The 18,044-nt window shown below is 63.0% G+C and carries 16 protein-coding genes; 11 read left to right on the forward strand and 5 right to left on the reverse strand.

The features are described from left to right. Nucleotides 1-93: 93 nt before the first annotated feature. From A6D6_RS05940 to A6D6_RS05960, 5 genes are read right to left on the reverse strand one after another with little or no spacing between them, the layout of a single operon-like run. Nucleotides 94-474 carry a hypothetical protein gene (locus A6D6_RS05940; RefSeq protein WP_159660208.1) on the reverse strand — a complete coding sequence of 127 codons (381 nt, stop codon included), beginning with the start codon at nucleotides 472-474 and terminating at the stop codon, nucleotides 94-96. After that, the gene (locus tag A6D6_RS05945) at nucleotides 443-1,219 is read right to left on the reverse strand and encodes a YciK family oxidoreductase (RefSeq protein WP_159660209.1); all 777 of its coding nucleotides are present in this window, start codon (nucleotides 1,217-1,219) and stop codon (nucleotides 443-445) included. The genes A6D6_RS05940 and A6D6_RS05945 overlap by 32 nt, the downstream gene beginning before the upstream one ends. After that, nucleotides 1,216-1,896, reverse strand: a complete 681-nt coding sequence (locus A6D6_RS05950; protein ID WP_159660210.1) for an HAD-IA family hydrolase — start codon at nucleotides 1,894-1,896, stop codon at nucleotides 1,216-1,218. Before A6D6_RS05950 ends, A6D6_RS05945 begins: the two co-directional genes overlap by 4 nt. A gap of 15 nt (nucleotides 1,897-1,911) precedes the next feature. Beyond that, entirely contained in the window at nucleotides 1,912-2,625 is a 714-nt protein-coding gene (gene ubiG / locus A6D6_RS05955) for a bifunctional 2-polyprenyl-6-hydroxyphenol methylase/3-demethylubiquinol 3-O-methyltransferase UbiG (RefSeq protein ID WP_133492125.1), read from the reverse strand. Then, nucleotides 2,622-3,950: a TRZ/ATZ family hydrolase gene (locus A6D6_RS05960; protein WP_159660211.1), complete on the reverse strand. Its 1,329-nt coding sequence runs from the start codon at nucleotides 3,948-3,950 to the stop codon at nucleotides 2,622-2,624. Before A6D6_RS05960 ends, ubiG begins: the two co-directional genes overlap by 4 nt. A 332-nt stretch (nucleotides 3,951-4,282) precedes the next feature. On the opposite strand from A6D6_RS05960, the gene gyrA reads away from it, so the two are divergent. The 11 genes from gyrA (at nucleotide 4,283) to pyrF (ending at nucleotide 18,013) form a co-directional block, all read left to right on the forward strand. Continuing rightward, nucleotides 4,283-6,982 (forward strand): DNA gyrase subunit A, encoded by a 2,700-nt coding sequence (gene gyrA, locus A6D6_RS05965; RefSeq protein WP_133492127.1) that lies wholly within the window; start codon nucleotides 4,283-4,285, stop codon nucleotides 6,980-6,982. A 76-nt stretch (nucleotides 6,983-7,058) separates the two neighbouring features. Next, nucleotides 7,059-8,138, forward strand: coding sequence for a 3-phosphoserine/phosphohydroxythreonine transaminase (serC, locus tag A6D6_RS05970; protein ID WP_159660212.1), 1,080 nt, complete (start codon nucleotides 7,059-7,061; stop codon nucleotides 8,136-8,138). A gap of 191 nt (nucleotides 8,139-8,329) precedes the next feature. Next, nucleotides 8,330-9,412, forward strand: coding sequence for a prephenate dehydratase (pheA, locus tag A6D6_RS05975; protein WP_133492129.1), 1,083 nt, complete (start codon nucleotides 8,330-8,332; stop codon nucleotides 9,410-9,412). Nucleotides 9,413-9,509: 97 nt separating this feature from the next. Continuing rightward, on the forward strand, nucleotides 9,510-10,622 hold the full coding sequence (gene hisC, locus A6D6_RS05980) for a histidinol-phosphate transaminase (RefSeq protein WP_159660213.1): 1,113 nt from the start codon (nucleotides 9,510-9,512) through the stop codon (nucleotides 10,620-10,622). Then, complete coding sequence (locus tag A6D6_RS05985; protein WP_159660214.1) at nucleotides 10,622-12,850, forward strand: bifunctional prephenate dehydrogenase/3-phosphoshikimate 1-carboxyvinyltransferase; 2,229 nt, start codon at nucleotides 10,622-10,624, stop codon at nucleotides 12,848-12,850. The genes hisC and A6D6_RS05985 overlap by 1 nt, the downstream gene beginning before the upstream one ends. Continuing rightward, nucleotides 12,847-13,518 (forward strand): (d)CMP kinase, encoded by a 672-nt coding sequence (gene cmk / locus A6D6_RS05990; RefSeq protein WP_159660215.1) that lies wholly within the window; start codon nucleotides 12,847-12,849, stop codon nucleotides 13,516-13,518. The genes A6D6_RS05985 and cmk overlap by 4 nt, the downstream gene beginning before the upstream one ends. Before the next feature lie 225 nt (nucleotides 13,519-13,743). Continuing rightward, nucleotides 13,744-15,423: a 30S ribosomal protein S1 gene (rpsA, locus tag A6D6_RS05995; protein ID WP_159660216.1), complete on the forward strand. Its 1,680-nt coding sequence runs from the start codon at nucleotides 13,744-13,746 to the stop codon at nucleotides 15,421-15,423. 69 nt (nucleotides 15,424-15,492) lie between these two features. Further along, complete coding sequence (ihfB, locus tag A6D6_RS06000) at nucleotides 15,493-15,879, forward strand: integration host factor subunit beta (RefSeq protein ID WP_133492134.1); 387 nt, start codon at nucleotides 15,493-15,495, stop codon at nucleotides 15,877-15,879. Between the two features lie 27 nt (nucleotides 15,880-15,906). Next, nucleotides 15,907-16,146, forward strand: a complete 240-nt coding sequence (locus tag A6D6_RS06005; protein ID WP_133492135.1) for a lipopolysaccharide assembly protein LapA domain-containing protein — start codon at nucleotides 15,907-15,909, stop codon at nucleotides 16,144-16,146. Beyond that, nucleotides 16,143-17,321 carry a lipopolysaccharide assembly protein LapB gene (gene lapB / locus A6D6_RS06010; protein WP_133492136.1) on the forward strand — a complete coding sequence of 393 codons (1,179 nt, stop codon included), beginning with the start codon at nucleotides 16,143-16,145 and terminating at the stop codon, nucleotides 17,319-17,321. Before A6D6_RS06005 ends, lapB begins: the two co-directional genes overlap by 4 nt. Next, complete coding sequence (pyrF, locus tag A6D6_RS06015; protein ID WP_133492137.1) at nucleotides 17,318-18,013, forward strand: orotidine-5'-phosphate decarboxylase; 696 nt, start codon at nucleotides 17,318-17,320, stop codon at nucleotides 18,011-18,013. Before lapB ends, pyrF begins: the two co-directional genes overlap by 4 nt. Nucleotides 18,014-18,044: the final 31 nt, after the last annotated feature.

An 18,044-nucleotide genomic window follows, 5' to 3' on the forward strand; every position in this document is an offset into this window, starting at 1 on the left:
CAGACGCTAAAGTCAAAACCCGGGGCTGTGGGCGTTGCGGAAGTAAATAAGTATTTTAGTTCTTGCCAGGGTGTTGGGGCTGGTTTTGCATTATCAGCGTCCAGCGTCCAGCGTCCAGCGTCCAGCGTCCAGCGTCCAGCGTCCAGCGTCCAGCGTCCAGCGTCCAGCGTCCAGCGTCCAGCGTCCAGCGTCCAGCGTCCAGCGTCCAGCGTCCAGCGTCCAGCGTCCAGCGTCCAGCGTCCAGCGTCCAGCGTCCAGCGTCCAGCGTCCAGCGTCCAGCGTCCAGCGTCCAGCGTCCAGCGTCCAGCGTCCAGCGTCCAGCGTCCAGCGTCCAGCGTCCAGCGTCCAGCGTCCAGCGTCCAGCGTCCAGCGTCCAGCGTCCAGCGTCCAGCGTCCAGCGTCCAGCGTCCAGCGTCCAGCGTCCAGCGTCCAGCGTCCAGCGTTATTTCGGCTGTGCGTCCAGAGAAACGCCATTTACGTTGCTGCTATCCGGGCCCAGCAGATACAGATAGACCGGCAACAGCTGTTCCGGGGTTTTCAACGTCATCGGGTCTTCGCCGGGGTAGGCATTGGCGCGCATGGCGGTGCGGGTGGCGCCTGGATTCACCGTGTTGACACGGATCCTGGAGGTGTTTTCCAGTTCCTCGGCGAGTACCTGGGCCAGATTTTCGGTGGCTGCCTTGGACACCGAATAGGCTCCCCAGTAGGCGCGGCCGCGCCGGCCGACACTGGATGAAGTGAACAGGATGCGGGCGTCGTCGCTGTCGCGAAGTAACGGCAACAGCGCCTGGGTCAGGTAGAAGGCGGCGTTGACGTTCACCTGCATGACCGAGTCCCAGGTGTCGGCGCTGTAGCCGTCCATGGGAGTGATGTCGCCAAGCAGCGAGGCGTTGTGGAGCACGCCGTCCAGACGACCGAACTCTTTTTCGAACAGGCTGGCCAGCTCCAGATAATCACTGGGACGGGCGACCGTCATGTTGACCGGCGCCAGGGCCGGTTCGGGGCCGCCGGCGGCTTTGATTTCGTCGTACACCGCTTCCAGCTTCGACTGGGTACGGCCCAGCAGGATCACGGTGGCGCCGTGCCGGGCCAGTCCCAGGGACACGGCCCGGCCGATGCCGTCGCCAGCGCCGGTCACCAGGATGATGCGATCCTTGAAGGCTTTATCCGGACATTGATACGTCACCGCCTGGCTATTCAGGGACTGCAGATCGGTCATGTCAGGCTCCCGCTTGTCAGGGTTTTCAGTAAGGGTAACAGGTCTTCGCCCCGCTCCAGCAGGTGGTCCGCCTGCCAGCCGTGGGGGTCGTCGTCGGCGTCGATGTAACCGAACGCGGCCACCGCGGTGGCCATGCCGGCGTTCTTGCCAGCCTGAATGTCGCGCAGGTGATCACCGACGTAAAGACAGGTATCGGGATTCACGCCGTCCCGCTGGGCCGCCATCAGCAGACCCTCCGGGTGCGGTTTACGTTGCCGCACGTGGTCCGGGCAGATCACCGCGCCAACCCGGGTTGCCAGCCCCAGCCCTTCGAGCACCGGCACCGTGAAGCGTTCCGGTTTGTTGGTGACGATACCCCAGGGCAGGCGGTGCCGGTCGAGCCAGTCCAGGGAGTCGGCCATCCCTTCGAACAGCCGGGTGTCCACCGCCAGATGACCGGCGTAGGCGTCGAGCAACTGATTCAGGTAATTGTCGAACGCGTCGTCTTCCGGGCCCAGGCCAAAGCCCAACTCGGTCAGCGCCCGGGCGCCGTTGGATACATTGGCGCGCACCGCCGCATAGCTCACCGCCGGGCGGTCGTGCTCCGCCAACAGGTTATTGAGCACGCTATAAAAGTCCGGCGCGGTGTCGATCAGGGTGCCGTCCAGATCGAAGTAGACGGCCTGCAGAGATGTCATGGAGCCTCGCTAGTGTCAGACCGCTTTAACCGCGTGCATCAGGTAATTGACCGAGACGTCCCGGTTCAATTTGTACACCTGGGTGATCGGGTTGTAGGTCATGCCAGTGGTGTCGCGCACATCCAGGCCGGCATCCCGGGACCAGCCCGCCAGTTCAGACGGGCGGATCAGTTTGGCGTATTCATGGGTGCCGCGCGGCAGCAGGCGCAGCACGTACTCGGCGCCGACAATGGCGAACAGGAATGACTTCGGATTGCGGTTGATGGTGCTGAAGAACACTTGGCCGCCGGGCTTGACCAGCGTGGCGCAGGCGCGGATCACGGAGGACGGGTCCGGGACGTGTTCCAGCATTTCCAGGCAGGTGACCACGTCATACTGGCCGGCCCGCTCGGCGGCGATGTCTTCCGCCGGGGTTTGCAGGTATTCCACTTCCACGCCACTCTGTTCGGCATGGAGCCGTGCCACGGCCAGCGGCGCTTCGCCCATGTCGATGCCGGTGACGGTGGCGCCCCGGCGGGCCATGCCTTCGGAGAGCAGGCCGCCGCCGCAGCCGATGTCGATGACGGTTTTGCCGGGCAAATCCACTCGCTCATCGATGTAGTTCAGGCGCAGCGGGTTGATGTCGTGCAACGGCCGGAATTCGGAGTTCGGGTCCCACCAGCGCTCCGCCAGCGCGTTGAATTTGGCGACTTCGCTGTTGTCCACGTTGCGGCGGGTTACTTCGTTCATTGGCTTTCTCCGGCGATTTTCCGTTGCCATTGTTGAGCATTGTGCACCAGTTGGGCCTCGTTGAGGGTGAGCAGGTTCCGCTCTTTTAACAGGGCGCGGCCGGCGACCCAGACATCGGTGACCTGGTCGCGGCTGGCGGCATAGACCAACTGTGCCACCGGGTCGTAAACCGGCTGGGTCTCCAGGCGGGCCAGATTCACCGCCACCAGATCGGCCTGTTTGCCCGCTTGCAGGGAACCGATGCGGTCATCCAGTCCCAGGGCGCGGGCGCCGCCCAGGGTGGCCATTTCCAGAATCTCGGCGGCGGGCAGGGCGTCCGCGCGCAGGCTGACCCCCTTGGCCAGGAGCGCGGCGGCGCGCATTTCTCCGATCATGTCCAGATCGTTGTTGCTGGCGGCGCCGTCGGTGCCCAGGGCGACGTTGACGCCGGCCTGGCGCAGTTTGTAGAGCGGCGAGAAGCCGCTGGCCAGTTTCAGGTTGGACTCCGGGCAATGCACCACATGAGTGCCGGTCTCGGCCAACCACTGGATTTCCTCGTCCAGTAACTGGGTCATGTGCACGGCCAACAGGCGCGGTGTCAGCAGGCCCAGCCGGCGCAGCCGCGCCAGTGGCCGGTCACCGTTGTGCTCCACCGCCTGCTGAATTTCACCGGCGGTTTCGTGCACGTGCATCATGATTTGCAGGTCCAGTTCCTCGGCCAGGGTCAGGGCCTTTTCCAGCGGACCGTCGGACACCGTGTAGGGCGCGTGCGGGCCGAATCCCAACGACAGCCGCGGCTCGTGGCGCCATTGGTCGACGGCGTCGGTGGCCAGTCGCAAATAGTCCTCCGGGCCGGACCCCATGGGCGTGGGGAAGTCCATCAGCGGGCAGAAAATGGCCGCCCGCAGACCGCTTTCCAGGGTGGCTTTGGCTACCGCGTCGGGAAAGAAATACATGTCGGCGAAGCAGGTGGTGCCGGCGCGGATCATCTCCCCCGCCGCCAGCCGGGTGCCCTCGTACACGAACGGGTCACTGACCCAGCGCCCCTCGGCCGGCCAGATGTGCTTTTCCAGCCAGGTCATCAGGGGCAGGTCGTCGGCCAGGCCGCGAAACAGGTTCATGGCGGCGTGGGTGTGAGCGTTGACCAGCCCCGGAATCAGCAGGTGCTGGTCCAGCCGACGCACCTCCGTGGCCCGCCATTGCTGGTCCGCCAGTGCGCTCGGCAGCAGGTCGACGATGGTGTCGCCGCGCACCACCACGGCGTGCTGTTCCAGTAGCGTGGCGTCCGGCGCCACTGGCGCCACCCAGCGGGCGTGCAGGACCAGGTCGGCCTGATTGTCGCTCATTCAAGGCTCCTTGCTTTACCGGGGCCGCCGGACGGTGGCGGCCAAACTGGCGGCGAGTATAGCCTGTCCGGGGAAACCGCTGCACGCTGACACGCAACACGCTTGCTCGCTGCTGTGCCAGGGACTCGCTTCTGTTGTGACTCCCCAGATAAGCAAGCCTTTCCGGCTGACCTCGGGGCCGGCAAGCATGGCGTGCAAGCGTGTTGCGTGTCAGCGTGCAAGCGCACCAACCCCCCAGCCGGAATACTTATTCAGAGCTTCCCAAGCTGTGCTATCATCGTTGACTTTTCCAGGAGCGTCACCCACGCCACCGAGGATACAAAAGGAACGCCATGACGGACCTCGCAAAAGAAGTCACACCCGTCAATATCGAGGACGAACTGAGACAGTCGTACCTGGATTACGCCATGAGCGTGATCGTCGGACGTGCTTTGCCCGACGTGCGCGACGGCCTGAAACCGGTGCACCGGCGTGTGCTGTTCGCCATGCACGAGCTCAACAACCACTGGAACCGACCGTATCTGAAGTCCGCCCGGGTGGTGGGCGACGTCATCGGTAAGTATCACCCCCACGGTGACTCCGCCGTTTACGACACCATCGTACGGATGGCTCAGCCGTTCTCGCTGCGCTACATGCTGGTGGACGGGCAGGGCAACTTCGGTTCCATCGACGGCGACTCCGCCGCGGCCATGCGTTACACCGAGGTGCGCATGGCCAAGATCGCCCACGAGCTGCAGGCCGATCTGGACAAGGAAACGGTGGATTTCGTCGATAACTACGACGGCTCCGAGAAGATTCCGGAAGTGATGCCGACGCGGGTGCCGAACCTGCTGGTCAATGGCTCCTCCGGTATCGCCGTGGGCATGGCCACCAATATTCCGCCGCACAATCTGGGTGAAGTGATCGACGGTTGCCTGGCGCTGATCGATGACGACAGCCTGACTCCGGACGACCTGATGCAGTACATCCAGGGCCCGGATTTCCCCACCGCCGGCATCATCAATGGCCGCGCCGGCATCGTGCAGGCGTATCGCACCGGCCGCGGCCGCATCTACGTGCGCGCCCGCGCCACCGTGGAGGCGGCGGACAAGAGCGGCAAGGAAGCGATCATCGTCACGGAGTTGCCGTACCAGGTGAACAAGGCGCGGCTGATCGAGAAGATCGCCGAGCTGGTCAAAGAGAAGAAAATCGAAGGTATCACCGAGCTGCGCGACGAATCCGACAAGGACGGCATGCGCATCTACATCGAACTGCGCCGTGGCGAGAACGGTGACGTGGTGCTCAACAACCTCTATCAGCAAACGCAGATGGAGTCGGTGTTCGGCATCAACATGGTGGCGCTGGATGACGGTCAACCCAAGACCCTCAATCTGCGCCAGTTGCTGGAGGCGTTCCTGCGTCACCGCCGTGAAGTGGTCACCCGCCGCACCGTCTATGAATTGCGCAAGGCACGTGAAAAGGCCCATTTGCTGGAAGGTCTGGCGGTGGCTCTGGCCAACATCGATCCAGTGATTGAACTGATCAAGGCGTCGCCAAGCGGCGCGGAAGCCCGTGAAAAACTGCTGGCCAAGGGCTGGGAGCCCGGCGATGTGCTGACCATGCTGGAGCGCGCCGGTGGCGAGGACATTGCCCGCCCGGACGGCCTGGACGAGCAGTTCGGTCTGCGCGACGGGCTTTACTACCTGTCTCCGGAACAGGCCCAGGCGATTCTTGATCTGCGCCTGCAAAAGCTGACCGGTCTGGAACGGGAAAAGCTGGTTACCGACTATCAGGAATTGCTGGAGCAGATTCGCGAACTGAGCCTGATCCTGGCCGACCCGGATCGTCTGCTTGAGGTGATTCGCGAGGAGTTGCAGGCGATTCGCGACGAATACGCCGATGATCGCCGTTCCGAGATTCAGACTTCCCGCTCCGATCTGAGCATGGAAGATCTGATCGCCGAGGAAACCGTGGTGGTCACGCTCAGCCATGGCGGTTACGCCAAGATTCAGCCCATCGATACCTATACCGCGCAACGTCGCGGCGGCCGTGGCAAGGCGGCGACGGCGGTGAAGGACGAGGATTACGTCGAGCAGCTGCTGGTGGCGGGCACCCATGACACCCTGCTGTGTTTCACCAGCATCGGCAAGGTGTACTGGCTGCGAGTATTTGAACTGCCGCAGGGCGGCCGCAATTCCCGTGGCAAGCCGATCATCAACCTGATTCCGGCACTGCAGGCGGAGGAACGGATCACCGCCATTCTGCGTCTGGACGCGGAAGTGGTGCGGCAGCAGGGCAACAGCGACGACGAGGATGAGAGTGAGACCGACGGCGCCGACATCATCGAAGACGCCGAGGGTTCGGAAGAGGTGGACACCACCCCCGGTCCGTTCATCTTCATGGCCATTTCCAACGGTGTTGTGAAGCGGACCGAGCTGGCCAAGTTCGCCCGCCCGCGCAGCAATGGTCTGATCGCGGTGAAACTGCAGGAAGGCGAGCATCTGGTGAACGTGGCCATTACCCAGGGCGCGGAGGATGTGGTGCTGGTGGCCGGCAACGGTAAAGTCGTGCGTTTCCAGGAATCCAAGGTCCGGGTCATGGGACGTACCGCGCGGGGCGTTCGCGGCATGAAAGTCGCCGATGGCGAGGAAGTGATCGCGCTGATCGTGCCGCAGGAGGGCGGGCAACTGCTGACCGCCTCCGAACATGGTTACGGCAAGCGCACCGATCTGAGCGAGTTCCCGACCAAAGGGCGGGGCACCCAGGGTGTGATCGGCATGGTGGTCAATGAGCGTAACGGTTCTCTGGTCGGCGCCGCCCAGGTGTTCGGTGAAGAGGACATCATGCTGATTTCCAACCAGGGCACGCTGGTGCGCACCCGGGTCGACGAGGTCAGCCACCTGAGCCGCAATACCCAGGGCGTGCGTCTGATCCGTCTTGGTGAGGGCGAGGCGCTGTCCGGCCTGGCCACCATTCCCGAGCTGGAAGGCGCGGAGGAGGCCATCGACGGCCCGGAAGATGATGCGGAAGAAGAAGGAACCGGAGAAGACTGAGGTTCCGTTTCCCGCTCCCGACATGACCATCCCGGCCCGGTTTGACCGGGCCGTTTTATCGATACGGAGAGACTGAATGTCCCGCGCGTTCAATTTTTGCGCTGGTCCGGCGGCGTTGCCGGAAGCAGTGTTGCGTCAAGCCCAGGAAGAGTTGCTGGATTTTCGCGGCACCGGCATGTCGGTGATGGAAATGAGTCACCGTGATCAGGTGGTGGTGGAACTGGCCCGGCGCGCGGAGCAGGATCTGCGGGATTTGCTGGGCATCTCCGATGACTACGCCGTGTTGTTCCTGCATGGCGGCGCCAGCACCCAGTTCGCCATGGTGCCGCTGAACCTGCTGGGGGACAACGGCAAAGCGGACTACGTGAACACTGGTCAGTGGTCCAGCAAGGCGATCAAGGAAGCGCGCCGGTACGGCGACATCAACGTGGCGGCCAGCAGCGAGGATCGCAACTTCAGCTATGTGCCGCCGCAGGCGGACTGGACGTTGTCCGCCGATGCCGACTACGTGCATTACTGCCCCAACGAAACCATTGGCGGCCTGGAGTTCGATTTCATTCCCGAGGTGGACAAGCCGCTGGTGGCGGACATGAGTTCCACCATCCTGTCCCGCCCTCTGGACGTGAACCGGTTCGGTCTGATCTACGCCGGCGCGCAGAAGAATATCGGCCCCGCCGGCATCACCCTGGTGATCGTACGCCGTGACTTGCTGGGCCGGGCGGGTGACAGCGTGCCGGCGATGCTGAACTACCAGATTCATGCCGATAATGACTCCATGTACAACACGCCACCTACCTTTGCCTGGTACCTGGCTGGCCTGGTATTCCAGTGGCTCAAGGAGCAGGGTGGGCTGACCGCCATGGCGGCGATCAATGAGCGCAAGGCGAAACGGCTGTATGACTTCATCGATGCCAGCGACTTCTACGGCAACCCGGTGGCAAAAGCCAACCGCAGTTGGATGAACGTGCCGTTCGTGCTGGCCGACAGCAGTCTGGATAAGGACTTCCTGGCCGAGGCCGGCGCCGCCGGTCTGCACAATCTGAAGGGACATCGCAGTGTGGGCGGCATGCGTGCCAGCATCTATAACGCAGTGCCGGAAGCCGCGGTGGAGGCGCTGGTGGCGTTCATGGCGGATTTCGAAAAGAGACACGGATAAGCGCCGGTGCGCGAAACGCTGACACGCTTGCACGCAACACGCCTGCACGCCATGTTGGATGGCGTTGGTAAAAGCGGTGAGCGTGGTGGTGCCCGGCAAGACGACAGGAAACAATAGTGGCACAGTCCCAGCCGTACGCTCCCACGCAGCGTGCCAGCGTGATGCGTGCCTGCGTGTAAGCGAGACAGACAATGACCGATTCGTTGGACAGCCTGCGGGATCAAATCGACGCTCTGGACCAGCAGCTCCAGACGTTGCTCAATCGCCGGGCCGAACTGGCTCACGCGGTGGCGGATGTGAAGCGCCGCGAAGACAGCAACCCGGTGTTTTATCGTCCCGAGCGCGAGGCCCAGGTGCTGCAGCGTATCAAGGAGCGCAACCAGGGGCCCATCGACGGAGAAGCGATGGCCCGGCTGTTCCGTGAGGTGATGAGCATTTGCCTGGCGTTGGAACAACCCATGCGGGTGGCGTTCCTGGGGCCGGAGGGCACCTTCACCCAGCAGGCGGCGATCAAGCACTTCGGCCACGCGGTGGAAAGCGTGCCATTGGGCGCCATCGACGAAGTGTTCCGGGAAGTGGAAGCCGGGGCCGCCCATTACGGCGTGGTGCCGGTGGAGAATTCCACCGAGGGCATGGTCAGCCATACCCTGGACACTTTCATGTCCTCCAGCCTGAAAATCTGCGGTGAGGTGGAGCTGCGCATCCACCATCATTTGCTGGCCGGTCCCCATACCCGCCGTGACAAGGTGACCCGCGTCTATTCGCACCAACAGACGCTGGCTCAGTGTCGTCAGTGGCTGGATGCCCACCTGCCCACGGTGGAGCGTATCCCGGTGAGTTCCAATGCCGAGGCCGCGCGGCGGTTGCGCGACGAATGGAACGCCCTGGCCATCGCCGGCGATATGGCGGCCGAGCTGTACAGCCTGGAGCGGGTGCAGAGCAATATCGAGGACCGCCCGGACAACACCACCCGGTTTCTGGTGATCGGCCGCCAGGACACGCCTCCGTCCGGTCGCGACAAAACCAGCATGCTGGTCACCGGCAAGAACCGTCCGGGGCTGCTCTCGGACATGCTGCTGCCGTTCCGGGAACAGGGCGTCAACCTCACCCGTCTGGAAAGCCGCCCGTCACGCACCGCCAACTGGAGCTATGTGTTTTTCATCGACTGTGAAGGGCACAAGGAAGATCCATTGTTGAAAGACGTGCTGGCAAAGCTGGAAGGGGATGGCAACACCATTCGTATTCTGGGCTCGTACCCCAAAGCGGTACTATGAAACCGGCCGGTACGCCGGCATGCACCGCGCCCGGATGCCACGACGGGGCGGGGTTGGCGTGCCGGCGTGCCGGCGTCAAACGTGAGAGCGTTCTGTTATGACCTGCGATTATATCAAACTGGCCAACGGCGGCGTGCAGCGGCTGCAACCCTATTCCCCCGGTAAACCGATCGAGGAACTGGAGCGAGAGCTGGGCATTCGCGACATCATCAAGCTGGCCAGTAACGAGAATCCCCTGGGGCCCAGCCATCGGGCTCTGGAGGCGGCGAAACGGGCATTGGAGCAGGTTCACCTCTATCCGGATGGCGCCGGGTTCAGCCTGAAGATGGCGCTGGCGGAGAAGCTCGGCGTCAACAGTAATCAGATCACCCTTGGCAATGGCTCCAACGATATTCTGGAACTGGTGGCCAGGGCCTATCTGCAGCCCGGCGAAGAGACCGTCTACGCTGAATATGCGTTCGCCATCTATCCGCTGGTGACCGTGGCCTGTTCCGCCAAACCGGTGATGGTGCCGGCGCACCTCTATGGCCATGACCTGGCCGCCATGGCGGACGCCATCAACCAGAACACCCGCATCGTGTTCCTGGCCAACCCGAATAACCCCACCGGCACCTGGTTCAATGACGTGGCGCTGGATCGTTTCCTCGAGCGGGTGCCTGAAGATGTGCTGGTGGTGTTGGACGAAGCCTATTTCGAGTATGTGGAAGAGGCCCATTACCCCAATGGTCTGGATCGTCTGGCGCGATATCCGAACCTGATCGTCACCCGCACCTTTTCCAAGATCCACGGGCTTGCCGGGCTGCGGGTGGGCTATGCGGTGTCGCATCCGGATATCGCCGACATCCTCAACCGGGTACGCCAGCCGTTCAACGTCAATATTCCCGCCCTGGCCGCCGCCGAGGCGGCGCTGGACGATACCGACCACCTGGAGAACTCCCGTTGCGAGAACACCGCCGGGCTTGGCCAGTTGGTGGAAGGGCTGAATCTGCTCGGGCTGGAGCATATTCCCTCGGTGGCCAACTTCATCACCGTGGATTGCGCCGGTGACGCCGTGCCGGTGTACGAAGCGTTGCTGCGTGAAGGCGTCATCGTGCGCCCGCTGGGCGGCTATGGCCTGCCTAATCACCTGCGCGTCACGGTGGGCACGGCGCGGGAAAACGAACGCTTTCTGCGGGCCCTGGACAAGGTCATGAAAGCGGGGGGGCGCTGATGAGCCGTGATGCCCCGTTGTTTCGACGGGTGGCGATCATCGGGCTTGGCCTGATCGGCGGCTCTTTCGCCGCCGCTTTGCGGGAGCGGGGACTGGCGGGCACGCTGGTGGCCCGGACCCTGGAACAGGGGCTGGCCATGGGGCTGATCGACGAAGGCAGCCAGGACCTGGCACTGGCGGTGCGCGGCGCCGATCTGGTGTTGTTGGCGACGCCGGTGGCGGCGATGGAATCTTCCCTGGCGGCGCTGGCGCCAGGACTTTCCGAGCGTGCCATCGTCACTGACGGTGGCAGCGTCAAGGGCAGCGTCATTGCCGCCGCCCGGCGGGCCCTGGGCGATCATTTCCCCCGTTTCGTACCCGGCCACCCCATCGCGGGCAAGGAAGCCAGCGGCGTGGCCGCCGCTGATGCCGGTCTCTACCAGGATCACCGGGTGATTCTCACGCCGCTGGCGCGGACTGATCCGGCGGCCACCCGGGCGGTGCGCGAGCTGTGGACCGCGTTGGGCAGCGAAGTGCTGGAGATGACACCGGAGCACCATGACCGGGTCCTGGCGGAAACCAGCCATTTGCCCCATCTGCTGGCGTTTTCCCTGGTCGATACCCTGGCGCGCCAGGGCGACTCCACGGAGATCTTCCGTTACGCCGCCGGGGGGTTTCGCGATTTCACCCGCATCGCCAGTTCCGATCCGGTGATGTGGCACGATATCTTTCAGGAGAACCGGCAGGCGGTGCTGGATGCCCTGGCGCTGTTTCGCGAGGGTATCGATGGTTTCCGCGACGCCATCGAGGCCGGCGACTCCGACGCCCTGATGGGTATCATGACCCGTGCCAATACGGCACGGGCCCATTTTCTGGCGCTCAATGCGAGGACCTCCTATACGCAGGCGCGCCATTCGGATAACGAGAGCAGCATGAGCGATCAGCACGATCCCACCTTCGCGGTGCGGCCTGGCGGCAGCCTGCGGGGCCGCGCCCGGGTGCCCGGCGACAAATCCATTTCCCACCGCTCCATCATGCTTGGAGCTCTGGCCGACGGCGTCACCGAGGTGGAGGGCTTTCTCGAAGGGGAAGACGCGCTGGCCACCTTGCAGGCGTTCCGTGACATGGGGGTGGTGATCGAAGGCCCCCATAACGGCAAGGTCACCATCCACGGGGTTGGATTGCATGGTCTGCGGGATCCGGGCAAGCCGCTTTATATGGGCAACTCCGGCACCTCCATGCGTCTGCTCACCGGCCTGCTGGCGGGCCAGGCGTTTGACGTTACCCTCACCGGTGACGCCTCGCTGTCCAAGCGGCCGATGGAGCGGGTGGCCAGGCCACTGCGCGAAATGGGCGCTGGCATCCAGACCGGCGATGGCGGCCGTCCGCCAGTACGGATCCGTGGCGGGCAGACACTCAAAGGCTTCCACTATGACCTGCCGATGGCGTCCGCTCAGGTCAAATCCGCGCTGTTGCTGGCGGGGCTTTACGCCCGGGGCGAGACGTCGGTGACCGAACCGGCGCCGACCCGCGATCACACCGAACGCATGCTCACCGGTTTCGGCTATCCGGTGCGCAGCGAAGGGCCGCTGCGCGCGGTCACTGGTGGCGGTGCTCTGCGTGCCTGTCATCTGGAAATCCCGGCGGACATATCTTCCGCTGCTTTCCTGCTGGTGGGCGCTTCGATCTCGGAGGGCAGTGACGTGTTGCTACCCCATGTTGGCATCAATCCGACCCGTACCGGCGTGATTGATATTCTGCGTCTGATGGGCGCCGACATCACCCTGGAGAATCAGCGTGACAGCGGCGGCGAGCCGGTGGCGGATCTGCGTGTCAGGAGCGCGCCGCTCAAGGGTATCGAGATTCCCGCCGAACTGGTGCCGTTGGCGATTGATGAATTTCCGGCCATTTTTGTTGCCGCGGCCTGTGCCGACGGGGACACCGTGCTGCGCGGCGCCGAGGAACTGAGGGTGAAGGAATCCGACCGTATCCAGGTGATGGCTGATGGGCTGAGTGCCCTGGGCGTGGATCTGGAGGTGTTCGAGGATGGCATCCGCATCACCGGCGGTGTGCTGGGCGGGGCCGAAGTGGAATCCCATGATGATCATCGGATCGCCATGAGCTTCGCCATTGCCGGGCTGCGCGCCACGGCACCGATCACTATTCGACATTGCGCCACTGTGGCCACCAGCTTCCCCGGGTTCGCCGACCTGATGCGGTCGCTGGGGCTGGGCCTGGAGGTTCGATGATTCCAATTATCGCCATTGACGGACCGGTTTCCTCCGGCAAGGGCACCGTGGCGAGGCGGGTGGCGTCCGCGCTCGGCTGGCATCTGCTTGACTCCGGGGCCCTGTATCGGGTCCTGGGGCTTTACGCGCAACGTCTGGGCGTCGCCCTGGACAACAAACTGGCATTGGTGGATCTGGCGGAGAATCTGCCGGTCCGGTTCGTGGAGCAGGGCGGGGACACTCGCGTGGTGCTCGAGGAAACCGACGTCAGCGAAGCAATCCGCCAGGAAAGCGTGGGCGAATTGGCCAGCCAGGTGGCGGTCCTGCAGCCGGTCCGCGATGCCTTGTTCGCGCGTCAGCGGGCGTTCGCCCAGCCCCCCGGGCTGGTGGCGGACGGTCGCGACATGGGCACGGTGGTGTTTCGCGACGCCCCTCTGAAGATCTATTTGACCGCCAGCGCCGAGGAGCGTGCCCGGCGGCGCTATAATCAGTTGAAGGAAAAGGGGTTTGATGCTACCCTCGCGGCCCTTGTGGAGGATATTCGTACTCGTGATGAACGGGATATGAATCGCTCCGTGGCACCGCTGAAACCGGCGGAGGATGCCCTGGAGCTGGACTCCACGGACCTGACTGTGGATCAGGTGGTCGCGCGTATCCTCGATGAGGCGGCGGCCCGCTCACTGATCTGAGGATCAGGCACAATTGGATTCCGGAGCGGCCCCCACCGCGCCCCGAAGAACGGTGGCGCGCTGGGGGCCGTTGCCGCATGAAGATCCCCCCTCGGCCGGCCGCCGTGGCGGCCATCCTGAGAGTAACGAACACCCACCCCTTACAGTAAACCAGCTTGGGGCGGTGGTCGCTTTATTAATAACCCGCGTCTGCTGGCTGGCGCGTGTATTGTGAGACGTTTTTTCATGACTGAATCTTTTGCCGAACTTTTTGAAGAAAGCCTCAAGGACCTGGACGTTGCCCGTGGTTCCATCATCCGCGGCACCGTGGTCGCCATCGACAGCGACTGGGTGGTGGTCAACGCCGGCCTGAAATCCGAAGGCATCATCTCCCGCGACGAGTTCATCAGCGAGAGCGGTGAACTGGAAATCGCCGAAGGCGATGAGGTGGAAGTCGCCGTTGACGCCATCGATGATGGCATGGGCTTCACCCGCCTGTCCCGTGAGAAAGCCAAGCGCGCCGAAGTCTGGGGCGAATTGGAAGTGGCTTTCGACAAAGACGAGATCGTGAAAGGCCAGATCTCCGGCAAGGTGAAAGGTGGTTTCACCGTGGATATCGGTCCGATCCGCGCGTTCCTGCCAGGTTCCCTGGTGGATATCCGCCCGGTTCGCGATGTCACCCACCTGGAAGGCAAGGATCTGGACTTCAAAGTCATCAAACTGGATCCGAAGCGCAACAACGTGGTGGTCTCCCGCCGCGCGGTCATGGAAGCGGAGCACTCCGCCGAGCGCGAAGCCCTGCTGGAATCCCTGCAGGAAGGCATGGTGGTCAAGGGTATCGTGAAGAACCTGACCGACTACGGTGCGTTCGTGGACCTGGGCGGCATCGACGGCCTGCTGCACATCACCGATATGGCCTGGAAGCGCATCAAGCATCCGAGCGAAATCGTCGAAGTGGGCCAGGAAATCGAAGTCAAGGTACTCAAGTTCGACCGCGAGAAAATGCGTGTTTCCCTGGGCCTCAAGCAGCTGGGCGAGGATCCGTGGCACGACATCGTGCAGAAGTACCCGGAAGGTGCCCGTGTCAAGGCGCGCGTTACCAACCTGACCGATTACGGCTGCTTCGCCGAGATCGAGGAAGGTGTGGAAGGTCTGGTTCACGTTTCCGAAATGGACTGGACCAACAAGAATATCCATCCGTCCAAGGTTGTAGAGATCGGCGACGAAGTGGAAGTGATGATCCTGGACATCGACGAAGATCGTCGTCGTATCTCCCTGGGCATCAAGCAGTGCCTGTCCAACCCGTGGGAAGCTTTCGCCACCAACTACCAGAAAGGCGACCGCATCTCCGGCAAGATCAAGTCCATCACTGACTTCGGCATCTTCATCGGCCTGGAAGGCGGTATCGACGGTCTGGTGCACCTTTCCGACATCTCCTGGGAAGAGGCCGGCGAAGACGCGGTACGCAACTTCAACAAGGGCGACGAGCTGGAAACCGTGGTTCTGTCCATCGATGCCGAGCGCGAAAGAATTTCCCTTGGAATCAAGCAGTTGACAGACGATCCGTTTGCTCAGTATGTTGCTGCAAACGAGAAGGGCAGCATCGTTAAGGGTACGGTCAAGGACGTGGACGCCAAAGGCGCCACCGTTGAGCTGGCTGAGAACGTGGAAGGTTACCTGCGCGCCAGCGAGATCAGCCGTGATCGCGTTAACGATGCTTCCCAGGTTCTCAATGTGGGTGACGAGGTGGAAGCCCGTATCACCAACATCGACCGCAAGAACCGTTCCATCAATGTGTCCGTGCGTGCCAAGGATCAGGTTCAGGATCGCGAGGCCATGGACAACCTGCAAGGCCAGGAAGTCAATGCTCCTAAGACCATTGGTGACCTGATCAAGCAGCAAATGGAAAACAGCAACGAGTCATAATGGCTCCTCCCGGGGGCCGGTCATCGAGGCCGGCCCCGCTGGGCAGGGAGCCCAGGGGAGTAGGTTGTAATGGCATCTGCGTTAACCAAATCCAAACTCATCGCTCGGATCGCCAGAACTTACACCAGCAATGATCTCTCCACCAAGGACGTGGAACTCGCCATCAAAGCCCTGATCGACTACATGGCCGATGCCATGGTAGAAGGTGAACGCATCGAGATTCGGGGTTTCGGCAGCTTTTCCCTCCATTTCCGCGCCCCGCGCGTGGGCCGTAATCCAAAGACCGGCGCCAGCGTGGAGTTGCAAGGCAAATACGTTCCCCATTTCAAATGTGGCAAGGACCTGCGCGAACGGGTCAATCGTGCCATGCAGGACGATGACGGGGGCGACAACAACGAGCACCGGAGCGAGCGGCGCCACCATGCCAGCCACAGCGCCAAGGCCATCCGGGGCTGATACCGACGACACCGGGGCCTGATCGACATGCGAACTCTCTACCGTGCTCTGCTGATTCTGGTAATGCTGGCCATTTTCCTGGCCGCCTTTTTCTTTGTTACCGCCAATACTCAAATGGTGACTCTGGATATGTTGATCCAGGGCTGGCGCTGGCAGGTCAGCCTCGGCGTGCTTGCCGTGGGTCTGCTCGCCGTGGGCCTGTTGGCGGGACTGCTCGCCGGGCTGGGCTTTAAAGGGCTGAGCGGGCTGTTTGGAAGCCGTTCATGAGCGAGCCCCTATGGCTGATACCGCTGTTCTTTTTCGCCATCGCCATGGGCTTCTTCCTGGGCCGGCGTGAAGGCAAGCGGCGGCAACGGCGGCGCATGGCGTCGCTGTCCCAGGAGTACGTGGCCGGGCTCAACTTCCTCCTCAACGAGGAACCGGACAAGGCGGTGGAAGCTCTGCTCAGTAGTCTGGAAGTCAGCCCCCAGACCCTGGAAACCCACCTCAGCATGGCGCGCCTGTTTCGTAAAAGAGGCGAGTTCGACCGTGCCACCCTGATTCACTCCCACTTGCTGGAAAGCGGTGATTTGCCGCGGCCTACCCAGGAGCAGATCCAACTGGAACTGGCAGAGGACTATTTCGCCGGCGGGTTGTTCGACCGGGCCGAGGAAGTGCTGCTGGAAATGCTCGACCAGGATTGCGAACAGCGCGAGCAGGTAACGCGTCAGTTGATGAAGCTTTACGAGCAGGAACGCGACTGGCCCAACGCCATCGCCATGGGGGAGCGGCTGATCAAGGGCGACGCCAAGATCGCGCCGATTCTGGCCCAGTATTGCTGCGAGGAAGCCGAGGGGCAGGTGGCCCGCGGTGAGTTGGGCCCGGCCCGCCGCACCTTGCGTCGTGCCCTGGGCTTCGATAAAGAGTGCGTGCGCGCCAGCGTCGATCTGGGGCGTCTGGAAATGCGCGAACAGAGCTGGGAGGCGGCCATCGCCGCCTTTCGCCGGATCTGGGATCAGGACCGCGACTTCTTCGATGAGTACCTGGACGATCTGCGCCAGTGCTACGAGCAACTGGAGCAGGAAGAGGATTTCATTCGCGTCCTCGCCGACTATAGCGCCGAGGACCCCAGTACCGCGCGAGTATTGCTGCTTTCCGGCCAGCTCAAGGAACGCTACGGTGACCGCGAGGCGGCCAAGTTCATTGCCGAGTACATGCAAGCCAACCCTTCCGTTCGCGGCCTCGATCGCCTGATTGACATGAACCTGCAGGTGGCCGATCAAAGCGAAGCCCGCGAACAGCTGGAACTGCTCAAGCAGTTGACACAAAGGCTGATGAGCGACCGCACCATCTATCAATGCCGTCGTTGTGGCTTCACCACGCCACTGCTGCAATGGCGCTGCCCGAGCTGTCGCCGCTGGGGCACCATCAAACCGCGATCCGAAGGAGACGCCAAATCGTGACCTCCAGCAGTCCCATTATCGTTGCTCTGGATTACTCCCGCGCCGAGGATGCTCTGGCCATGGCGGCGAGGCTGGATCCTGCCCGCGTGCGGGTAAAAGTGGGCAAGGAGCTGTTTACCCGGGCCGGTCCCGATGTGGTGAGAGCGTTACAGGATCAGGGCTTTGACGTGTTTCTGGACCTCAAGTATCACGATATTCCCAATACCGTGGCCGGCGCCGTGCGTGCCGCCGCCGAACTGGGGGTGTGGATGGTCAATGTGCACGCCAGCGGCGGCAAGCGCATGATGAGTGCCGCCCGGGAGGTGCTGGAAGGCGCGGCCCGCAGGCCATTGCTTACCGCGGTGACGGTTTTGACCAGCCAGACCAGTGACGACCTGCGTGAAGTGGGCGTTGCCCGTGCGGCCGAGGAGCAGGTGATGGCGCTGGCGCAACTGACCGAGGAAAGCGGCCTGGATGGCGTGGTCTGTTCGGCTCTGGAAGCACCACTACTGCGTCGTGCCCGCGGCGAGGACTTTCTGCTGGTAACGCCGGGTATTCGTCCCGAGGGCAGCGCCAGCGACGACCAGCGCCGTATCATGACCCCTCGCCAGGCTCGTGAGCAGGGCGTATCCTACATGGTGATCGGCCGCCCCATCACCCAGGCCCCGGAGCCGGCGGTGGTGGTGGATGAAATCCTACAGAGTCTGTCCTGAAACGCTGACGACAATTGTCTGAAATGGCGGA

Source organism: Alcanivorax xiamenensis (genome assembly GCF_009846745.1).
In the GTDB taxonomy this organism is placed as follows: domain Bacteria; phylum Pseudomonadota; class Gammaproteobacteria; order Pseudomonadales; family Alcanivoracaceae; genus Alloalcanivorax; species Alloalcanivorax xiamenensis.